16 protein-coding genes, 1 pseudogene and 1 riboswitch are annotated in these 20,449 nt (G+C 41.6%); of the genes and pseudogenes, 6 read left to right on the forward strand and 11 right to left on the reverse strand.

Annotated features, from left to right (window positions below; translation table 11 throughout):
• Window positions 1-18: 18 nt before the first annotated feature.
• From FTU09_RS08735 to FTU09_RS08780, 10 genes and pseudogenes are all read right to left on the reverse strand, one after another.
• On the reverse strand, window positions 19-2,328 hold the full coding sequence (locus FTU09_RS08735; protein ID WP_180080000.1) for a fimbria/pilus outer membrane usher protein: 2,310 nt from the start codon (window positions 2,326-2,328) through the stop codon (window positions 19-21).
• A gap of 3 nt (window positions 2,329-2,331) precedes the next feature.
• Window positions 2,332-3,048: a molecular chaperone gene (locus FTU09_RS08740; protein ID WP_104852477.1), complete on the reverse strand. Its 717-nt coding sequence runs from the start codon at window positions 3,046-3,048 to the stop codon at window positions 2,332-2,334.
• A 98-nt stretch (window positions 3,049-3,146) separates the two neighbouring features.
• Window positions 3,147-3,677, reverse strand: a complete 531-nt coding sequence (locus FTU09_RS08745; RefSeq protein ID WP_131260765.1) for a hypothetical protein — start codon at window positions 3,675-3,677, stop codon at window positions 3,147-3,149.
• Window positions 3,678-4,431: 754 nt separating this feature from the next.
• Window positions 4,432-5,358, reverse strand: a complete 927-nt coding sequence (locus tag FTU09_RS08750) for a branched-chain amino acid transaminase (protein WP_004975074.1) — start codon at window positions 5,356-5,358, stop codon at window positions 4,432-4,434.
• A 34-nt stretch (window positions 5,359-5,392) separates the two neighbouring features.
• Window positions 5,393-8,137: a bifunctional [glutamate--ammonia ligase]-adenylyl-L-tyrosine phosphorylase/[glutamate--ammonia-ligase] adenylyltransferase gene (glnE, locus tag FTU09_RS08755; protein WP_004975073.1), complete on the reverse strand. Its 2,745-nt coding sequence runs from the start codon at window positions 8,135-8,137 to the stop codon at window positions 5,393-5,395.
• Window positions 8,138-8,313: 176 nt separating this feature from the next.
• Window positions 8,314-9,120, reverse strand: a complete 807-nt coding sequence (locus tag FTU09_RS08760; RefSeq protein WP_004975071.1) for an enoyl-ACP reductase — start codon at window positions 9,118-9,120, stop codon at window positions 8,314-8,316.
• Window positions 9,121-9,299: 179 nt separating this feature from the next.
• Entirely contained in the window at window positions 9,300-10,292 is a 993-nt protein-coding gene (locus FTU09_RS08765; RefSeq protein ID WP_004975070.1) for a DUF2804 domain-containing protein, read from the reverse strand.
• A gap of 203 nt (window positions 10,293-10,495) precedes the next feature.
• Window positions 10,496-11,017, reverse strand: a pseudogene (locus FTU09_RS08770) (DUF1543 domain-containing protein).
• A 174-nt stretch (window positions 11,018-11,191) separates the two neighbouring features.
• Window positions 11,192-12,436 (reverse strand): tryptophan synthase subunit beta, encoded by a 1,245-nt coding sequence (trpB, locus tag FTU09_RS08775; RefSeq protein WP_180080002.1) that lies wholly within the window; start codon window positions 12,434-12,436, stop codon window positions 11,192-11,194.
• The gene (locus FTU09_RS08780; protein ID WP_180080004.1) at window positions 12,408-13,061 is read right to left on the reverse strand and encodes a phosphoribosylanthranilate isomerase; all 654 of its coding nucleotides are present in this window, start codon (window positions 13,059-13,061) and stop codon (window positions 12,408-12,410) included. Before FTU09_RS08780 ends, trpB begins: the two co-directional genes overlap by 29 nt.
• Before the next feature lie 192 nt (window positions 13,062-13,253).
• Window positions 13,254-13,478: riboswitch (cobalamin riboswitch) on the forward strand.
• A gap of 35 nt (window positions 13,479-13,513) precedes the next feature.
• On the opposite strand from FTU09_RS08780, the gene FTU09_RS08785 reads away from it, so the two are divergent.
• From FTU09_RS08785 to FTU09_RS08810, 6 genes are all read left to right on the forward strand, one after another.
• Window positions 13,514-15,400, forward strand: a complete 1,887-nt coding sequence (locus FTU09_RS08785; RefSeq protein WP_180037443.1) for a TonB-dependent siderophore receptor — start codon at window positions 13,514-13,516, stop codon at window positions 15,398-15,400.
• Window positions 15,401-15,501: 101 nt separating this feature from the next.
• Complete coding sequence (locus FTU09_RS08790; RefSeq protein ID WP_004975056.1) at window positions 15,502-16,086, forward strand: cob(I)yrinic acid a,c-diamide adenosyltransferase; 585 nt, start codon at window positions 15,502-15,504, stop codon at window positions 16,084-16,086.
• A gap of 168 nt (window positions 16,087-16,254) precedes the next feature.
• Window positions 16,255-16,968, forward strand: a complete 714-nt coding sequence (locus tag FTU09_RS08795; protein ID WP_180080006.1) for a glycerophosphodiester phosphodiesterase — start codon at window positions 16,255-16,257, stop codon at window positions 16,966-16,968.
• 289 nt (window positions 16,969-17,257) lie between these two features.
• A complete protein-coding gene (locus tag FTU09_RS08800) occupies window positions 17,258-18,424 on the forward strand; it encodes an acyl-CoA desaturase (protein ID WP_104852484.1) in 1,167 nt (388 codons plus the stop codon).
• 124 nt (window positions 18,425-18,548) lie between these two features.
• Window positions 18,549-19,994: a YdiU family protein gene (locus tag FTU09_RS08805; RefSeq protein ID WP_180080009.1), complete on the forward strand. Its 1,446-nt coding sequence runs from the start codon at window positions 18,549-18,551 to the stop codon at window positions 19,992-19,994.
• 107 nt (window positions 19,995-20,101) lie between these two features.
• Window positions 20,102-20,248, forward strand: coding sequence for a hypothetical protein (locus FTU09_RS08810; RefSeq protein WP_180080010.1), 147 nt, complete (start codon window positions 20,102-20,104; stop codon window positions 20,246-20,248).
• On the opposite strand, the gene FTU09_RS08815 is transcribed toward FTU09_RS08810, so the two are convergent.
• Window positions 20,222-20,449: zinc ribbon domain-containing protein (locus FTU09_RS08815; RefSeq protein WP_180072884.1), on the reverse strand; the 228-nt coding region annotated here is incomplete at its 5' end. The genes FTU09_RS08810 and FTU09_RS08815 overlap by 27 nt on opposite strands.

Genomic DNA, 20,449 nt, shown 5'->3' on the forward strand with positions numbered 1-20,449 from the left:
ATCATCCTGCTGATATACTTACTGACAAATCAAATCTAACTGTCTGGTTTGTGGAACAGTGCCTGCTTTAATTTGAGGGACTTCAAGTGAACTATGGCAAACTTTTCCACCTTTGGTTTTAACCTTCAGCGTATAACTGCCTGCTTTCACACCATATAAATGTACTTTTCCATCGCTGCCCACAGGTACAAATTCGGTTGCATCATCACTTAAATACACTTCACTGCCCTGCACAAAGGTCTGCTGATCGGGCGTGAGTAAACGCAATATGATCAATCCTGTACGCTGAACAGGGAAATTCACTTTATAGCCGCGTTGATTCATACCAATCACTTTTTGGCTTGAATATTCAAAGCTGTCATACAAATCTAACTGGTCTTGATCAAAAGACACGTCGTAATTGACGTAAGGCACAATGTCGTGCACAAACACATAACCGTGTTGATTGGTTTTACCAACAGGTGTTAAGGCACGTTGTACTTCCACATTTGGAATATCACCAACATTCACCAAAGCAAAAGCATTGTCTACATATTTGGTCATGGCCCATTTACGGTCTAACCACACTACTGCACCCTGATAATTGGCTTGACTGTAGCTAAAGCGTTCACTTTCATCGTGGCTTAAATATAAATTACCCATCGGCATTTTCAGGGCGGTATAGGGATTTACCCCAATATCCCCTTCTGTTTGTTGGTGACGCACAGCAAGAGTGTAATCCACACCATTTTGCGTCAGGCTGCTCTGTGCATAACGCAACTGGGTTTGCTCATCAAAATTATGCGAAAGCTGCGCACTGCGGCGTTGGTCAAATTGATAATTCAGTGTTAAATATGCCCCGTCACTATCCTGCACTTTCAAATCTTTATAATAAGAAAACGACAGTGAAGTTTGACGCCCAAACATACGAGAAAAACCAACTGTAAGCATTTGGCTATCTGCAAAGCTATTATTTGCATTGGGATGATAACGGCGCTCTAGATAGTTCACATTTAAGGTATTAATGAAAGGAATATTGAAAATACTGACATAAGCTAAGTTGTCGTATTCCACTGTTTGTGTCATATCGCTATAACCCAAACCACGATATTCAGGACTGTAGTATTTATGACTTGCACCAAGTGCAAGCCGACTTCCATTACGGCTTAACGAAGCGCCAAAGGTATAACCATCGCCCCAATCACTGTGGCTAGACGCAGCATGCGTATCTAACAAGGCATATTTGCTGAGAGATTGCGTCCATAGCAACCCGACATTCTGCATATCTTTGCTATAACTTAAATTGGTTCCTAAAGTCGTGCTGTCTGTAATTCCACGTCTGAAATAAAGGTTGCCAAAAAACTCCCGATAATCATCCGACACGTAGTCGTAGTCATAACGCAGCTTTCCTGCAGAAAAGTTGTATTCGTTCAGTCCTGGTTTGAGTAGTTGCGTGGTGACATAAACTGGAAAAGATTGCACGGTACGATTTCCCAATACATCTTCCACGACCACTTGCGCCTCGCCCGACTGCTGAATATTGGCACCCGTATTTAAGGTATAGTGCCCAGGCGTCACTTGTTGCTGATATAAATTGATGCCATTAATGTATAAATCGACGGTGGATGGCAGTACAGCACTGCCTCTTAAAGTGGGTACATTCCAATAAATAAAGTCTGGATAACTACTAAAATTTGAACCAAAAGACACACCACCAAATCTGAATGTATCTAATAAAGGATTGTAAACGCTGGTGTTATCACCCAAAGTTAAACGCTGATAACGTGATGGAAATTCAATTTCAAAACTGGTATTCAAACGCAGTAGCTTATCTTGATCCTGTTCCGCCTCTTTGCGATACATCATGCCATTTTTAAAAATCCAGTAATCTTTAAAAATACCAAGCTCCGCCAAACCATTTAATTCATTGTAATTATCATAACGTGCATACAGCACATTATAATTTAAAAAACCGCCCAACTCTGCTTTAGACGGAATCGCATGGGTTTGGCTCAGTTGTGCATCTATAAAATAGCTGGCAGGTACGGTCAATTTAATCGCTTGCAGCGCAAAGTCTTGTTCAGACTGAATTTCATTGGTGGTTACAGAACAGAACTGAGTTTGTGCACTGTGTTTTTGTAAACGGTCTTGCTGTAAACCAAGTTGCTGCAAGACCTCGCATTCCATATAGCGTTGCCCATCCTGCTGCAACACCAAACTTTCAATGACACGATCTACGCCATTCAGCCAAACACTATTCAACGCCATTTCAGCATTGGCAGCATTGGCAGGTAATGGTATCCCCCACAGGACACATTGCAGCGCAAAAAACAGTCGAGTTCTATGCATGATTTAGCCCTTCATTTTTAACTCAATGGCTTGCTCACTTTTATCTGTTTCAAGTTTGAGTATGTAATTTTTCAAATCACTAAGTTTGATTTGCCCCATATCAAAGCTGTGTTTTTGTTGATTTAACAAATATTTCATTTCACGTGTGGTTGCAATGGGTTGTTTTTGTTGATTTAAAATGCTGATTGAAGAAATTTGCACATGCGATGCAGCATGATTTTCTATCTCTAAAAATAAGTGGTCGTTCTGGTAACGCGGGGTTGCAGTCACCTGAATGGCATCTTGCTTACCAACAAACAACGGTACAGAAATCGTAAATAAAAATTGTAAGGCGTCTTCTTCCACCACAGGGGCAATTTCTTTAAAAACAATACGCCAAGTTTTTTCTTGCGCCATTTCTTCCTTAGAAAGTGGTCGGCTAAAACCTACGCGTATCACTTGTTGTGCATTCGGTTGTAAAACAAAGTTTTTAGGATTAATTAAGATGTCTTGTTCTGGTTCTAGCACATCTTCACCCTGTGCATTTTGCGACCATTTGTAGGCAGACATTTCAAAGCTTTTCGGTTCAGTAAGGTCTGTGGCTTCCATGACCACCGTTGCACTGCGTTGTCGTGCTTTATCGCCCAAATACATTTGAGTCGGTGAAATCACCAAATTTGCATAAACTGCCTCTGCACATAAACAACTTGCGACCAGCACATATTTCAATAATTTTTTCATGCATCCCCCAACAATGTCTGATTACGCTTGTCTTTAGACTAAAAAGTTGACTCCACCCTGTCGGTAAAGCCAACTGATTCAGATTGCGTTCAAGTGAATTAGAATGACACTCGAATGTTGTATTTATCGGTATAGGTACCCGCTGGTTTAGAAATACCTACACCGTCACTTTTAACCAAGACATTGTAAGTACTCCAGCCATTGTTGCCTGGCGCAATATTGGTTTGCTGATCGTTTAACTGAATCAAAGATGGTGAACCCGCACGTTTGGTTTCAACCGTTAAGCCCACTGCATGATTACCTGATTTGGCTGCAGATTTGGTTGTTTTGCCTCCACCAACACGGTTGTCGGTATCGACCAATAAGTTGTAGTTTGCATTCGCCCCAACCATAAATTGACCAGAAGCTTCTGCACCATCTTTTAATGAGATACTTGGTGTTTTCACTTTCAGCTCACAGCGCTTAGGCACAATCACTTGAATTGGAATACTTCCTGTACATGGCCCTTCGTTACATACTGGGGTTGGCTTAGGGTCTGGTTTAGGATGATGATTACCACCTGCCATTGTTACCGTTGAAAAAGCTCCGAAAACCATCAAAGCAGCAGCAGTTTTAATAAATTTAGACATGTCACTTCTCCATAACTCTTATAAAAAACCATTTTTTAATCATTCACTCACTTGAGATATCGTTAGAATTATTGAAACTCAATCCTTAGCAAGCTTCTTCATTTTAGGTATTTTTCACAAGAAACCATCTATGCGCCCTATTTCACGCAATATTAAATAAACCTTGGATTTCAGAAAATTAGGAGATTAAAGTACTGTTTTAAATGACATCGCAAAAAACTAGGGAGCAGCTCACTCCCCAAAATTTGTGATCCCAATTCTAGGGATACCCAAAAAAATATATTTATTTACATTTAAACCAACACATTGTTTTTATTTAACTTTAATAACATTTTTATTTTAACTTTTGTTACATTTTAAGTGGATTTATTTTTGAAAGAATGGTCAAAATTCGGTTTCTAGTCTAATTTTTACTACACTTTTCACGTATTTGATTCACTATCTCCTATCACATTCAACAGACTGAGCGTTTTTTAACATCAAATCTCACCAATTACAGGGATTGCCTCTCGCTATAAAAAAGCCATGTTTTGGGCGGCTGAATCTATCCAAAAGATCAAATTTGCACACCACCAACTCAACGAAGAAACAGTTGATCATTCATCTATATCTGTAACGTGAGAGATAAACCTCGCAAGATGTTTAGCTAACTCATAACGCAATAGCAGACAAAATAAAACCCCATTCAAACTATTGCCTGAACGGGGTCATCACACCTGAGTCAATCATGTTGACTCAGGTACACACGCGTGACTTATTTAACGTAAGTCAACCAATGTGCATATTTGTCATTCTTGCCTTGAACTGCGTCAAAGAAAGTTTTTTGAATTTCAGTGGTAATTGGGCCACGTGAACCACAGCCAATTACACGGTCATCGTATTCACGAATTGGGGTAACTTCTGCTGCTGTACCTGTAAAGAAGGCTTCATCGGCAATGTAGAATTCATCACGCGTAATACGGCGTTCAACTACCTCATAACCCAAGTCTTTAGCAATGGTGATCACCGTTTGACGCGTAATACCATCTAAAGCACCGCCTGCGATGTCTGGTGTATGTAAAACGCCATCTTTAATTAAGAATACGTTTTCGCCAGAACCTTGGCATACATAACCTTGTGGATCCATCAACATCGCTTCGTCATAGCCTGCTTGCGCTACTTCTTGGTGTGCAAGAATAGACAAAGTGTAGTTACCAGAAGCTTTAGCTTTACACATGGTCACGTTTGGATGATGATGCGTAAACGATGAAGTTTTAACGCGAATACCTTTAGCCATCGCTTCTTCACCCAAGTATGCACCCCAACCCCAAGCCGCAACAGCAGCATGAATGGTGTTATTGGTTGCAGCAATACCCAGTTTTTCAGAACCAATCCAAATTAATGGACGTAAATAGCACGATGAAAGTTTGTTTTCACGTACCACATCAATTTGCGCCTGTTCTAAAGCTGCTTGATCAAATGGTACTTTCATTTGATAGATTTTTGCAGAGTTTAACAAACGCTTAGTATGGTCCTGAAGACGGAAAATCGCAGTTCCGTTTGGCGTTTCATAAGCGCGGACACCCTCAAACACACCCATACTGTAGTGTAAGGTATGCGTTAAGACGTGAATTTTTGCATCACGCCAGTCAACCAATTGTCCATCTTGCCAAATAAAACCATCACGATCAGCCAAATTCATGGCACACACTCCAAATGTTTATACAATAGTCATTTTAATCCAACGCAGACATTGCAGTCGGATCAATTAATCTTTGCCATAACTTGCAAACGACCTCACGGGTATCGTACCAGTCCGCAGCATTGACTTGCATGGATTGATTTGCAAGGGCTAAGCGGTGGCTTTCGGCTCGTTCACGGAGATAAGCTTGAATCAATGCTGTCGCATCGTCGCTGGATAAGCAACCTGTTCTTGCGGCATCTTCAAGGATTCTTACGTTGTCGGAATAATGGGCGAGATCAGGATTCGACCCACTCCAGGCTAATACCGCATACTGTGCCATAAATTCGATATCAACGATACCACCTGCATCCTGTTTTAAATGAAAAATTCCATCTTTTTTTTGCTCTTTAGATGAACCCAAATGATCTTTCATTTTTTGACGCATTTTCAGCACTTCACTGCGGACATAAGCTTCATCTCGCGGCTGGGTTAAAATCTGACAACGCAACACTTCAAACTTGTCACGTAAACATTGTTCGCCTGCAATACTGCGTGCACGAACCAAAGCCTGATGCTCCCACAGCCACGCACTTTTCAGTTGATATTGCTCGAAAGCGCGTAAACTGGTCACCAGTAAACCCGCATCTCCCGAAGGACGTAAACGGGTATCGACATCATAAACGCGACCATCTAAAGTTTGCGTGGTCATTAAAGATACAAATTTGCGTGCCACCCGCATGGCAAACTCAAAGCCACTGATCGGTTTAATGCCATCGGTATCGGCTTGTTCATCCATGTTGTGAATAAAAACCACGTCTAAATCTGAGCCGTAACCCAGTTCGATGCCACCCACTTTGCCATAACCAATAATGGCAAAAGCGTTATGCTCCAAACCACAGCGCTGTCCTTCACTGTCTAGCGGATAACCATGTTTTTTGACAATCATTTGATAGGCCAGTTGCAGGGCTGCATTTGCAGTCACTTCGGCAATATCAGTTAACGCATCTGACACTTTCATTAAGTGGCTTTCTGCCAGTACATCGCTGGCCGCAACTGTCAATACGTTGGATTTTTTGAATAAACGCAGCACCCGCATGAGGTCTTCAACTTCATCCAGTTCAATGCGCAGCAATTGTTGGCGTAAAGAATCTTCCAAATCACTGCGTTTTGGCAATTCAAAATCCATAGATAAAAATTCATCTAACAACACAGGATATTGCGTTAATTCTTCACAAATCCACGGGCTGACTGTGGCCATTTTTACCAAGCGTTGCAGTGCCCCCTTGCTTTCAATCAGCATGACCAAATACACGGTACGACGCAGAACAGATTCGACCAGTGGCATTAAACGCATCAATGCCATTTGTGGATTTTCTGACTGCAACACTGCTTCAATCAAGTGTGGCCAAAAGGTTTTTAAACGCTGTAAAGCTTTGGCGGTGAGTTTTTTAATGGCATGTCCATACCAGAACTCATGCACTAAATTTTTCGCTTGATCGTCTAGTACCGCATCGAGCTGTTTTTCTAGCTGACTGTAATTTTCCAGCAAAGAATCGGGTTCATTTTCTTTAATTAAATGCTCAAACTGATAAATGACTTTGACACGCTTTTCATTTAGGGTCTGCATAAAGCTGTCCCAATCGGCAAAGCCCAAAGTATCGCTAATGCGTGCGCGTAACTCAGGTTCAGTCGGTAAAGCTTGGCTTTGCTGATCATTCAAGGCTTGAATGGCATGTTCTACTCGACGCAGGAATAAATAGGCATCTTCCAAATCCAGTACGGCTTGTGGCTCTAGCAATTCAGCTTCACCCAAATGGCGCAAACTCACCAAACACTGGCGGTCTTGTAATTCTAGTTTTGAACCACCGTAAATCAGCTGAAAAACCTGCACAATAAATTCAACTTCACGAATACCGCCCGCGCCCAATTTAATATTGTCTTCAATATTACGACGCTGCACTTCGCGCTCAATCATGGCTTTCATTTCGCGCATGGCTTCAAAGGCGGTGTAATCGACATATTTGCGGAATACGAAAGGTCGGGTCATTTCCAGCAGTTCATAACCTTCTTGCCCACCTGTGATAATACGTGCCTTAATCCAAGCATAGCGTTCCCATTCGCGTCCATGCTGGCTTAAATATTTTTCCAGTGCGACATGGCTAATCGCCAAAGCCGAACCATCACCCCACGGACGTAAACGCATATCGACACGGAAAACAAAACCATCGGCGGTGATATGATCTAATAGATAGATCAGTTTTTGTCCCCATAAAATGCAGAATTGCTGCACTTCAATACACTTGCGTCCATTGGTTTCGCCTTGTTCATCAAAGGCAAAAATCAGGTCGATGTCGCTGGATAAATTCAGTTCCTGCGCACCATGTTTACCCATGGCGACCACAATCAGGTCTTGGACTTTGCCGTTATATCCCATCGGTTCGCCATGCTTGGCAACCAACGGAATCCGCGCAAAATCTTTGGCAACTTGCACACAAATATCGGCAAAGTCTGAAAGTTCCTGTGTCAACGTCACCACATCGGTGAGTTGGTTGGCATCTTGCCAAATCCAGCGGAACATTAAACGCGCGCGTAAAATTCGCAGGGTTTTCATCCACAAGGTTTCATCTTGAATGTCTTGTAAAGTCGAAATCACCAGTTGATGAATGTAGTCTGCGCTCAGCGGTTTTAGGAATTGGTCAATTGCATAATCCTGCTGTAACAGGCTTTCGTGATTTGCCAAGACTTGTTCTGCATATTGACTGGCATGTAACGTTTTTTGCAATTGTTCCGCATTCATTTTTAAGACCTAAAACCCAGTTTTATTTTGAAATATTGTCAACTCATCTATTTATAGCAGCAGATGCGCCAAAGAAGAAAATAAAATTACAGCAATCTGCAAAATACCTCTTGCTTAAAATGCAGCGATAAAAAAACCGAAGCCTAAACTTCGGTTTTATCTGCTTGATGCAATGCTTATTCAGCATCTAGCATTAATTCTGCGCTCATACCAACCGTGTTAAAACCTGCATCGACATACAGAATTTCACCAGTAATACCATTCGCCCATGGTGAGCAAAGGAATAATGCCGCATTACCAACATCTTCAATGGTCACGTTGCGTTTTAAAGGTGCAACTTTTTCATTGAGGTCTAACATTTTACGGAATGATTTAATGCCTGATGCGGCAAGCGTACGAATTGGGCCTGCAGAAATTGCATTCACGCGAATACCGTCAGCACCCAAGCTTGAAGCCAAGTAGCGTACACCTGCTTCTAAAGACGCTTTCGCCATACCCATGACGTTGTAGTTTGGCATCACACGCTCAGAACCTTGATAAGTCAAAGTCAATAAGCAACCTTGGCGTGCTTGTAATAATGGTTTTGCAGCACGTGCCATCGCAATAAAGCTATAAGCACTAATGTCATGCGCAACTTTAAAACCATCACGATCTGTAACATCGGTAAAGTCACCATCTAAAGTATGCGCAGGCGCAAAACCAATCGAGTGAACCAAACCATCCAAACCATCCCAGTGCTTTGCCAAGTCAGCAAAAGCTTGCTCAATTTCTGCATCTACGCCTACATCGCAAGGCAATACAATGCTTGAGCCAAATTGTGCAGCGAAGTCATCAACACGTTTTTTGAGTTTTTCATTCGGATAAGTAAATGCTAATTCTGCACCTTCACGATGCAATGCTTCTGCAATACCAAATGCGATAGATAATTTACTTGCAATACCAGCAATTAAAAAACGCTTACCCGCCAAAAGACCTTGTGCCATGTGAAACTCACCTTGATATATTTCGCAATATCATGCCAATTCTGAACGCATAGTGAAATTGCATAATGCGCCTTTTTTTGCCGTTTATGTAAAAACTCAATGGCGATTCAAGTGAGTGATAGATGACGTCACATGATAATCTGCAAGTGGTGACGTACAATCTTGGTTAAAAACTTGCCCTACCACTTGGCATAATGCTGTTCAAGCAAGCCGTATTCGTTTAACAAAATAATTTCGGTATCGTCTTGTTGAATAGTACCACTAATTTTAGCTTGCCATTGGCTGAACTGACTGCCGACTAGACGCAAATTCAGGTTTTCATAACGGCGCCAACCTGTGCTGACAGTTAAATTCAAACGATGATCCAGTGAGCGAATGCTCCACGAGCCATCATCCTCAGGTTGGAACAACACATCTGTTAAGGGATACAGCACGCCATTAATCCACAAACAGTTTTCGTTGCCAAAACTTTCATTCACACCAGAAGCCAGATTCAAGCCTACACGACGGTCTTCGGTATCCCAAAAGTTGCACGACAACCAAAACCATGCTGTTTCAGGGCGTAAAAAACCGCAGGTATCATCTAAAGAAGCAAAGGTGCGTTCATGGAATTGAATGGTTTGTCCTGTTTTATTAACAAAATAGCCTTCACAGCCGAGTGTGGTCAGTTTTTGGGTGTAAGTCCAACCATTAATACCTGTTGGGCTACACATACTTAGCGGGTCTGTGCCTGCACAAAATATCCGCGCACTGAGTTTAATTTCACCATATTTGGTCACGCGGATATAACGCACACCATTGGCATGTTGAATTTCAATTTGAAATGGCGATTTTTCAAAAAAACTTTGATTAAATAACGGTTGCTCATCTAAAACCGTATTACGCGATAAAAAATTAATCGCATTCCATTCCTGCACTTCGCCCGTCATGTGATTATAAATATAGACAAAACCGTGCCCTGCCCAAGCAATATCGGCAATCGCAAGCCCAATGGTATAGTGTTCGTGCTGAATACTACAAAATTTAAACTTTTTATATTTTAAGCGTTTACGCCAACCCGACAATACTTCACCATACGGTGATTTATATTGATAAGCCTGATAATCAATTTTTTTGGGAAGTTCACTAAAACGTCCATAATGCGGTTGTCCATTCGCCTGAATTAAATCCATTGAAGACATTCCCTATTGTCTAAAAACAATTCATCTTTGGTCGTATTATGCCTACAAATGCATGTACAAAAAACCCGCAGCTTATGATTTTGTTCAAAAAACTATAAAAGCATAGATTGTTTTACTATTTTAAGGCTTGAGCGTTCACTAAATATACAAAATATAAATTAATAGATATCTTCCCCTCAATATTCTGAAGGTATTTAAGCATCAGCATTCAAAGTCAGATAGGTATTTTCCCAACGATTGCCTGAAAATGAGCCTTCAACCAATTGCACATAGCGACCATGCACCTGATCTATCGCAATACAATCATCTACCTCTAAGACCCGATCGGTATGTTGTTTTTGCCAGTGCTGGGCAAAATAGGCTTTACCACGCTGTTTTGCCACCATTGGATTTTGCGCCACCACCAGTACATAACGATGTAACTCGCCAAACTCACGCGGATCATATCCACCTAAATTAATTAAATACAGTCGGTTTTCTGCCTGATTCGGCTGCGCATCGGTAAATTTTAAATAGTAGGATTTACCTTCAAACTCAACACCATTAATTTACGCCCATGCGTCAATATGCAAACCTTTCGGTTCTGCAAACCAAGCCTGCTTGAGTTGCGGATAGGTCTGTTCTAAAGAATCACCTACCGCAAGTACCACATCATGCACTTCGGTATTGGCTCGCGCATGACGTCCGCCTAACATCACGATAAATAAACTGGGCATATCCGACTCCTGCGCAAATATCCTAAGCTTGATGGCTTTTATGGTTGATGATTTTTAAGCATGATTGTTTAAAGTAGCGAGAATTTTTCAATCCTCCAAATAAAAAATCGTGCCGAATTGCTTCAGCACGATTGAATTGAAATGTAGCATACTTTATTTCAAGCAGCTTACGATTTACATATCCACCATTTCCACGCCATCAATGCGGGCAACAGTCATTAAGTCTTTATCGCCACGACCTGAAACAGTCGCAATAATGATTTGGTCTTTATCCATCGTTGGTGCAAGCTTGCTCACATAAGCAATAGCATGCGAGCTTTCTAAAGCAGGAATAATCCCTTCGATACGGGTTAAATCACGGAAACCTTGCAAGGCTTCTTGGTCATTGATTGGCACGTAATCGACACGGTGCATATCTTTCAGGAAGCTGTGCTCTGGCCCTACACCTGGATAATCCAGACCTGCAGAAATAGAGTGGGTTTCAATGATCTGACCTTGTGCATCCGACATTAAATAAGTACGGTTACCGTGTAATACGCCCACGTGTCCTGCATTCAATGGTGCAGAGTGTTTGCCTGTTTCAATGCCTAAACCTGCAGCTTCGACACCGTACATTTTCACTTCGGCATCGTTCAAGAATGGATAGAACAAGCCCATGGCATTAGAACCACCGCCTACACAAGCTACTAATGCATCAGGTAAACGACCTGCCTGCTCTTGAATTTGGCGATGCGCTTCACGACCAATAATCGACTGGAAATCACGTACCAATTGTGGATATGGGTGTGGGCCAGCGACCGTACCAATCACGTAATATGTAGAATCAACATTGGTGACCCAGTCACGCATGGCTTCGTTCATGGCATCTTTTAAGGTTTTTGAGCCACTTTCTACAGGTACAACAGTTGCACCAAGCAAACGCATACGGTAAACATTCATAGCCTGACGTTTCACGTCTTCTGCACCCATGAACACCACACATTCTAAGCCTAAACGAGCGGCAATGGTCGCGGTTGCTACACCGTGCTGACCTGCACCTGTTTCGGCAATAATGCGTTTTTTGCCAGACAGTTTTGCCAACAGTGCCTGACCAATGGTGTTATTCACTTTATGTGAGCCAGTATGGTTCAAATCTTCACGTTTTAAGTAAATTTGCGCCCCCCCCAACTCTTTTGACCATCGCTCAGCATAATACAAAGGACTAGGACGACCTACATAGTAGGCGAGATCGCGGTCGAATTCTGCCAAAAACTGCGGATCATCTTTCATGCGGAAATACAATTTCTCTAAATCTTGTAAAGCCGCCATCAGCGTTTCTGACACAAAACGTCCGCCATGGATACCAAAATGCCCTTTTGCATCTGGGAATTGGGTATAGTCAATCACTGAGTTATTGTGATTTGTACTTTGCTGATCCACGTTGGACTCCTTGCATGAAGTTTTCTATGAGTTGTTGGTCTTTAATACCTTTTGCAGACTCAACTCCGCCACTGACATCAACAGCATAGGCTTGAGTCGTCTGAATTGCATCTTCAATATTTTCAGGGTTTAAACCACCCGCCAAAATTAAAGGAATATCGAGTTTGGGGAATTTTGACCAGTCAAAACTGTGTCCTGTTCCACCTTTGAGTTCAGGATGCCACGCGTCTAATAATACTGCGCTTGCACCTGCTTGTTGATAGCTTTTTATCACATCTAACACATTTAAATCAGGTTTGACCTGAATGGCTTTGTACCATCGACGTCCAACTTGCTGTGCTATTTGCTGACATTGCAAGGGTGTTTCATCACCATGAAATTGCAGAATATCTAAAGGTACTTGTTTCAGTACAGCGGCTATTTCTTCTGCCGTTGCATTGACAAATAAACCAACCACTTGCACATAAGCGGGAATGTGTTGCAGCAAGCCTTGTGCTTGCTCAATGCTCACATTGCGTGGACTTGGAGGATAAAACACCAAGCCAATTGCATCTGCACCCGCATGCACAACACTGTTTATATCTTGAATTCGCGTGATTCCGCAAATTTTGGCACGGGTACGCATCGTTTTGGACTCTAATCCTGATTTTCAATCTTCATTTTGCTGATCTCGCTGTGCGTGACTTTAAAATTGTCTGTTCACACTCACAGAATCAGATATTGGGGCGAATCATTGTAATGCAATTTTAAGGGGTTGAGTGAAGTTCAGGCGGATTATTCTGCATTTCCGTTGTTTAAATGGCATACAGACTTTATACTTCGCGCAAATGCAACGAGTCCTAGCTTTGAGCTTTAGGGAAGTTGGTGAAAGTCCAACACTGCCCCCGCAACGGTAACCATGAAACGTATATCAATTTAAATCTTATGATTTACACCACTGTATGAACAATATGGGAAGGTGGATATATAGCGAAGCAATCATAAATTAGAAGATGCTTGGCACATTGAAGTCCGGAGACCTGCTTGTTGTGCCCTTAACTCAATCATTCACGTGGGGTGAATGTATGGAGCAAAGTCATGTCTACTCTTTTTCAGCCTACTGCTTTAGTGGGCGCAATTGCGCTTGCAATGGGTTTTTCAACTTCAGTTTTTGCTGCAGAATCGCAAGATCAGCGTGTGGTGAATGCTGCTTTAGATACGCTTGTTGTTACGGCAACTCGTTCTGAAGAAAAAATTGGTAATGTGCCTGCGCGGATTAATATTATTGAGCCAAAAATTTTGGAACAGTCGCCAATTGCTGAATTACCTCATTTGCTTATGAGTGATGCATCTATTGATATGATGCAATATGGTGGGTATGGTCAAACGGCTTCAATTTTTACTAGAGGGACAAACTCAACTCATACTTTAGTACTTCGCGATGGGGTTCGCCTCAATACAGGGTCTGCTGGCTCTGCCTCCCTTTCATTTATTGATACTACCGACATTAAACAAATTGAAGTACTCAAAGGTCCTGCGTCTGTTCTTTATGGTACAGATGCTATTGGTGGTGTCGTGCAACTCATTTCAAAGACTCCTGAAAAAACAAGTGCTTTTATTACAGGAGAAATAGGTGAAAATAATACTTATAAAGCTGTTTTAGGTGCTGACTTGGCTGAAAATGGTTTTTATGCACAAGTTCGTGGTCAGCATTTAGAATCAGACGGCACTCAAGTTACCGATTTTAAAAATTCGAATGCTAAAACCGGTGCCTATGATCAAGAAGGCTTTAGTGCAAAATTTGGTATTGAACAAAAGCAATATGCTGCATCTATAGACTATTCACAAAATGAAGGCACTTCAGTCTATACAGATGGTATTTTCAACCCTTCTTATACTCAATTACTAGATTTAATCAATAAGTCCCAAGACTTTAAAAACGAAATCATTAATTTAAAAGGTCGTATAAATATCAACGATACAATTTCAGTCAATGCTCGTGTATCGCAGTTTAAAGATAACCTTTCTCAAAATGAAACTGCTGATTTTATTCATAATAAAACACAAGAAGCAGAATTATATTCTAAATGGCAATTTACCCCTCATCAAAATATGATGGCTGGTGTGTCACATCGAAATACTAAAACTGATTTACTTTCGCTAGGTTGGAATACAGTTCAATATGATAAAGATGCTAGTAGCACAGGATATTTTATCCAGCATCAATATCAGAACAATCATTTGAATACTCAGGTGGGTCTTCGTGTTGAGGATAATGAAGCTTTTGGTACACATACCGTAGGTCAGGTTGCAGCACGATATCAAATTCTCCCAGCCACAAGTATTTATACCAATATTGGAACAGCTTTCCGTGCTCCAACAAATAATGATCTTTATGCGATTGGTTGGGGAGCAAATCCTGAACTCAAACCAGAAGAAAGCATTTCTTATGAAATTGGTCTAGATCAAAAAATTACAGATAGTCTTACAGTGGGATTATCTGCGTATCGTAACGAAGTTAAAGACTTAATTACTTATATAACTGATCCAGTAACATATAAAGGTCAATTATTAAATGTTAAAAAAGCGACTTTTACTGGTGGTGAGTTCAATTTAAACTGGGCACAAGATGATTTAGTTTTAGATCTTTCTTATGCTTATGTTCAGCCAAAAGATAAAAGCAATGATACAGATTTAAGCCGTCGACCACGTCAAAGTTTGACACTCACTACAGGTTTACAAAACGAGATGTATGGTATTAGTACCTCTTTATCGGCCAAATCTAAACCTAAAAATGGATCGGGTGTAACTGGTTATGCCACTGTAAATGTGAATACTTACTGGAATATCAACCCTAATGTGAAGTTATTTGCCAACATTGAAAATATTGGTGATGTGCAATATAAAAATGTTTCATATGGCGGTAATCACTTTTACATCAACGGTGGTCGCCTCGCCTCAGCAGGAGTCACTTTCCGTTATTAATTTAACGCAATGGCTTAAAAAAACAATTTAAAACAGCGCAGTTTATGGATAATGTAATGACCGACATTATCCTTTTTTTCATTTCAACCTAAGGAAAAGTTATGGGCCACCGTTTAAGCAAAATCTACACCCGCACAGGCGATTCAGGCACAACAGGACTGGGCGATGGCTCACGTGTCGCCAAAGACGACTTACGCATTCATGCACTGGGCGATGTCGATGAACTCAATGCCTGCATAGGCGTATTGCGCTCACAAATTACACATAGCAACATTCAAGACAAAAACACTTGGGACAAATCGCTTAGCCTGATTCAGCACTGGCTATTCGATTTAGGCGGTGAAGTCTGTATCCCCAATTACCATCTCGTACAACCACTTGCGATTGAGTTCCTAGAACAAGACATTGACCGCATGAATGAAAGCCTGCCAATGCTCAAAGAATTTATTCTGCCTGCAGGTACATTGGCATGCAGTTATGCACATCAAGCCCGTGCCGTATGTCGTCGTGCAGAACGTAGTTTAATGACCGTACACAACCGTGATCAAAATATTCAGGCACCATCTTTGCAATTACTGAACCGACTGTCTGACTGGCTATTTGTGGCATCTCGCAGCTTGCAACGTGCCGAAAGAGGCAGCGAAGTGTTATGGCAAAAGAACATCAACGACAGTATTGGTAACTGACATCACACTCTAGAATCGGAAACTAAAATAAAGCCCTGATTTTGCATCTAAAAAATCACGTCGGATGCTGCTTGAAATTTCACATCATCCGACCAAAATAAGAAATGTCATCTCTTTGTCACGTCGTACTTGCAAAATGAAAGCAAACTTTCAATTCATGGGCACATTATGCGCATAATTGGTCATCGAGGTGCGCGTGGCGAAGCGCCTGAAAACACGCTTGGTGGTTTTGAATATATTCAAAATATTGGCATTCGTGCGGTTGAGTTTGATGTGCGTCAACTCAAAGACAATGCCTTAGTGGTTATGCATGATGATCAATTCATTCGTACCACAGGACAAGACAAAGCGCTGTATGAATGTAGTCTGGAAGATTTAAACCATTATAACCACGCAGTGATGTGGTCGGACTGGAATAAAGTTGAAACCACGCCCCTGCTTAATCAAACCATGACCATTATTCAAAATTTTGATCATATTGAGGTTGAGGTTAAAGCAGTTAATTCACATGCCGATGCCGAAAAAATCACTCAAAGCCTAGAGCAACATTTACAGGGCTTTGAACACAACGCCATCATCACCAGTTTTGATCCTAAAATTCATTGGGCATTACAACAACAAAAATCACGCTTTAAACGTGGTTTGTTGGTAGAAGATGATTTGCAATACCAAGCCATTGATCAAGCTTTAGCATTAGGGTGTTGCCAAATTGGCTGGATGAACGAACTCGCCACAAATGCCCTCATTCAAGCGACACAACAGGCCAAACTGAATATCAGCGTTTGGACAGTCAACCAGATTGAACGCGCCAAACAGCTTAAAGATTTAGGGATTCAGGGTTTAATTACCGATTATCCTAAACTGATGATGCAACACTTGTAAGCGGTAACCTTAAGCATATTGATGAATAAATAAATGATTTATCGTGCTTGTTTGGCTACCGTATATCATATTTCCGTAAAATCTCGCAGATACCATTATATTCTGTTACCACCCAGTACAATACAACTGTACAATAATGCTGTGATCGTGAATACGCTCATGCTAATATGCGAAAAAATTAATCCCTAAAAAATTTAATACTATGATTTCAATCTATAGATCGGTCATAGCGTTATAACGGATTAAGCGTCCATTTATACCTCCCAAGGTTCTAGGAGTGCTGTTGGAGATGAATGCTCCCTTACCCAAAGCCCCAATCAACTGGATTGCCATCTTTGCACTGGTTTTCTTACCTATTGTTGCAGTGATCGCGATTCCTTGGTATGCCTATCACCATGATTTTAGCTTAGCCGCTTGGATCAGCATGTTTGTATTACTTGGCGTAAGTAGCTTGGGTATTACAGCAGGTTATCACCGTTTATGGGCACACCGTGCTTATGAAGCTACCCTTCCCTTGAAAATCATTTTAATGATTATGGGAACATTTGCCGTTCAGAACAGTATTTTGTTCTGGGGTTCAGGTCACCGCACCCATCACCGCCATGTTGATGATGTCGAAAAAGACCCATATTCAATTAATAATGGTTTTTGGTTTGCGCACATGGGCTGGATGCTACGTGACTACCCTGCCGCAGAGCCAAACTTTAAAAATGCGCCAGATTTGTTAAATGACAAACTGGTGATGTTCCAACACAAATACTATATTCCGCTCGTAATTGCAGTTCACGTTGGCATTTTGGTGCCAATTGGTTGGGCTGTGGGCGATATGTGGGGCGTGTTGTTATTGGGCGGTTTAATGCGTCTGATTTTAAGCCACCATGTTACCTTCTTTATTAACTCGCTGTGCCACATGTGGGGTTCGCGTCCGTATACTGACGAAAACACCGCGCGTGATAACTTCTGGTTAGCAATTGCCACTTGGGGCGAGGGCTATCATAACTATCACCATATTTTCCAGTACGATTATCGTAATGGCGTAAAATGGTGGCAATATGACCCAACCAAATGGTTAATTTGGACATGCTCAAAGTTGGGCTTAGCGAAAAACTTGCGTCGTATTCCAAGCTTTAATATTAAAAAAGCAGAATTGGCGATGCGTTTTAAATATGCAGAGCAAGACTTGGCAGTTTATGGTCACAATGTAAATGATGACATTGGTCAAGTTAAAAGCCGTCTTGCGCAAGAATATGATGCCTTTACCCAAACCCTGAACGATTGGGCAAAGTTAAAAGAGCAAGAAATTCAGGCGAAAAAAGCGTCTGTAGCTGAAAAAATTCACCAAATGGATGACAAATTAAAAGTTGAATTCCAGTTGGTTGAACAGCGTCTTTCACACCATCGTGAAACATTGAACTTGCTGATGCGTAACCTAAAAAAGAACCCTGTATCTGAATAAACCTCTGTTCTGATGCACTGCGAAAGCCCTGACCTGTTCAGGGCTTTCTGCATTGTTAGGCTACAGTTTTTAAAGTCCAAGTTTGCTATAGTGAAACTCACTTTGTGCCAAGCGCTTCATCATCATGCAATTTAATCCACGTTATCCGACCCTGCCCGCCCGTCTTTATCACATGCAGCAGCCTTTACCTTTAAAAGGTGCAAAAGCAGGACACTTTAATGCTGCATTGGCAAAAGAACTGCAATGGACAGCAGAGGAACAACAACAATGGGTTGAAATTTGCAGCGGACAAACCACGTTTAAAGAATTTCCTGCTTTGGCAATGGTCTATGCGGGACATCAATTTGGTCAGTGGGCAGGTCAATTGGGCGATGGACGCGGTTTACTTATTGCGCAAGTTTTGGACACACAACAACGTACAATTGATCTTCATTTAAAAGGTGCAGGTGCAACGCTTTATTCACGTATGGGGGATGGACGTGCCGTGTTACGTTCAGTGATTCGTGAATATTTGGCAGGTCATGCTTTAAATGCGCTGGGTGTGCCATCAAGCAATGCAGTTGGATTTACCTCATCTACTCAAGGCGTACAACGTGAAAAATTAGAACTTGGCGCAATGCTATTACGCACATCAGACTGTCATATTCGTTTGGGACATTTTGAATGGATCAATCAGTATCAACCTGAATTACTGCCTGAATTTGTGCAAAAGTGTATCGAATGGCACTATCATGAATGCTTGGCAGCCGAACAGCCTGTACTCGCCTTTGCTACACAAGTCATTCAACGTACCGCTGTCATGATTGCCAAATGGCAATTGGTCGGTTTTGCGCATGGCGTGATGAACACCGATAATTTAAATATTACAGGTTCAACACTCGATTTTGGCCCTTATGGCTTTATGGAGCGTTTTCGTCCCAACTGGATCAACAACCATTCGGACTATCAAGGACGTTATACCTACCAACAACAACCGAGTGTGGCACACTGGAATTTGTGGGTTTGGTTGAACAATTTAATTCCGCTTGAACAAAACCCAGATCAGAAAGAACACTGGAAACAAGCACTGGCAGCATGTTTAGAGCATTTTGAACCGACTTTTTTAGAGCATTACAAACTTGGTTTATGTGAAAAAATGGGACTACCAAGTTTCCACAAAGACAGTTTTGACTGCGCTACCAACTTCTTACGCATTTTGCAAAGTGAGCAACTGGATTACACCCAAAGCTTTATCCGCCTACAAAATAAACAATACACAGAAATACTGGATGATTGTTTGGATCGTCGTCAGTGGGAAAGCTTTTTAGCGCAGTATTTACAGATTCGTGAATATCAAGACACCGATGATTTAGATGCTGCAATGCAACAGGTAAACCCTCACTATATTTTGCGCAATCACATGGCACAAAAGGCGATTGAGCAAGCAGAGCGTGATGATTTTTCAGAAGTTGAGCGTTTATTTAACTTGCTCAGCCAACCCTATATTCAGCAAACAGCATTGGAAAAACCTGAAGATTTAGCGCCTTTGCCAAGTGATGTGCCAGAAGTGATGGTGAGTTGTTCATCTTAATACTGATGCACTCGCCAAAGGACGTTTAGAATTCCAGCAAAGTTATACACATTTTCTGTGGAAAAAGCTGTGGTTATCCACAGGATAAACTTTTTAGGAGAAAATAAGTGGCACAAACACAGTCATCACTGCATCAAATTGCAGCAAGTGTTGCAACATCACTGCCTGGGATTAGCCTGAGCGAACCTTTTGGTGATGGCTGTTTGGTGCTTGACATCCTCACCCCCTTAAAAGAGGGTGATTCCTACAGCTAGACGCTTATGCCCAAGCGCAAGAATGTTTAAAGCTGAGTTTATATCTCGATCATGAGCTGTACCACAGCTCATGCACTCCCATTCTCTTATTCCAAGATCTGTCCTACCTTTGGGACTACTTGAGGTGATCTCACCGCAGCACGAACAGATTTGGGTGGTATAGGCTTCTTGGACTTCTTCAAACAATACGCCTGCGTTCTC

Origin of the sequence: Acinetobacter sp. YH12058 (assembly GCF_013419805.1) — a bacterium.
Classification (GTDB): Bacteria; Pseudomonadota; Gammaproteobacteria; order Pseudomonadales; family Moraxellaceae; genus Acinetobacter; species Acinetobacter towneri.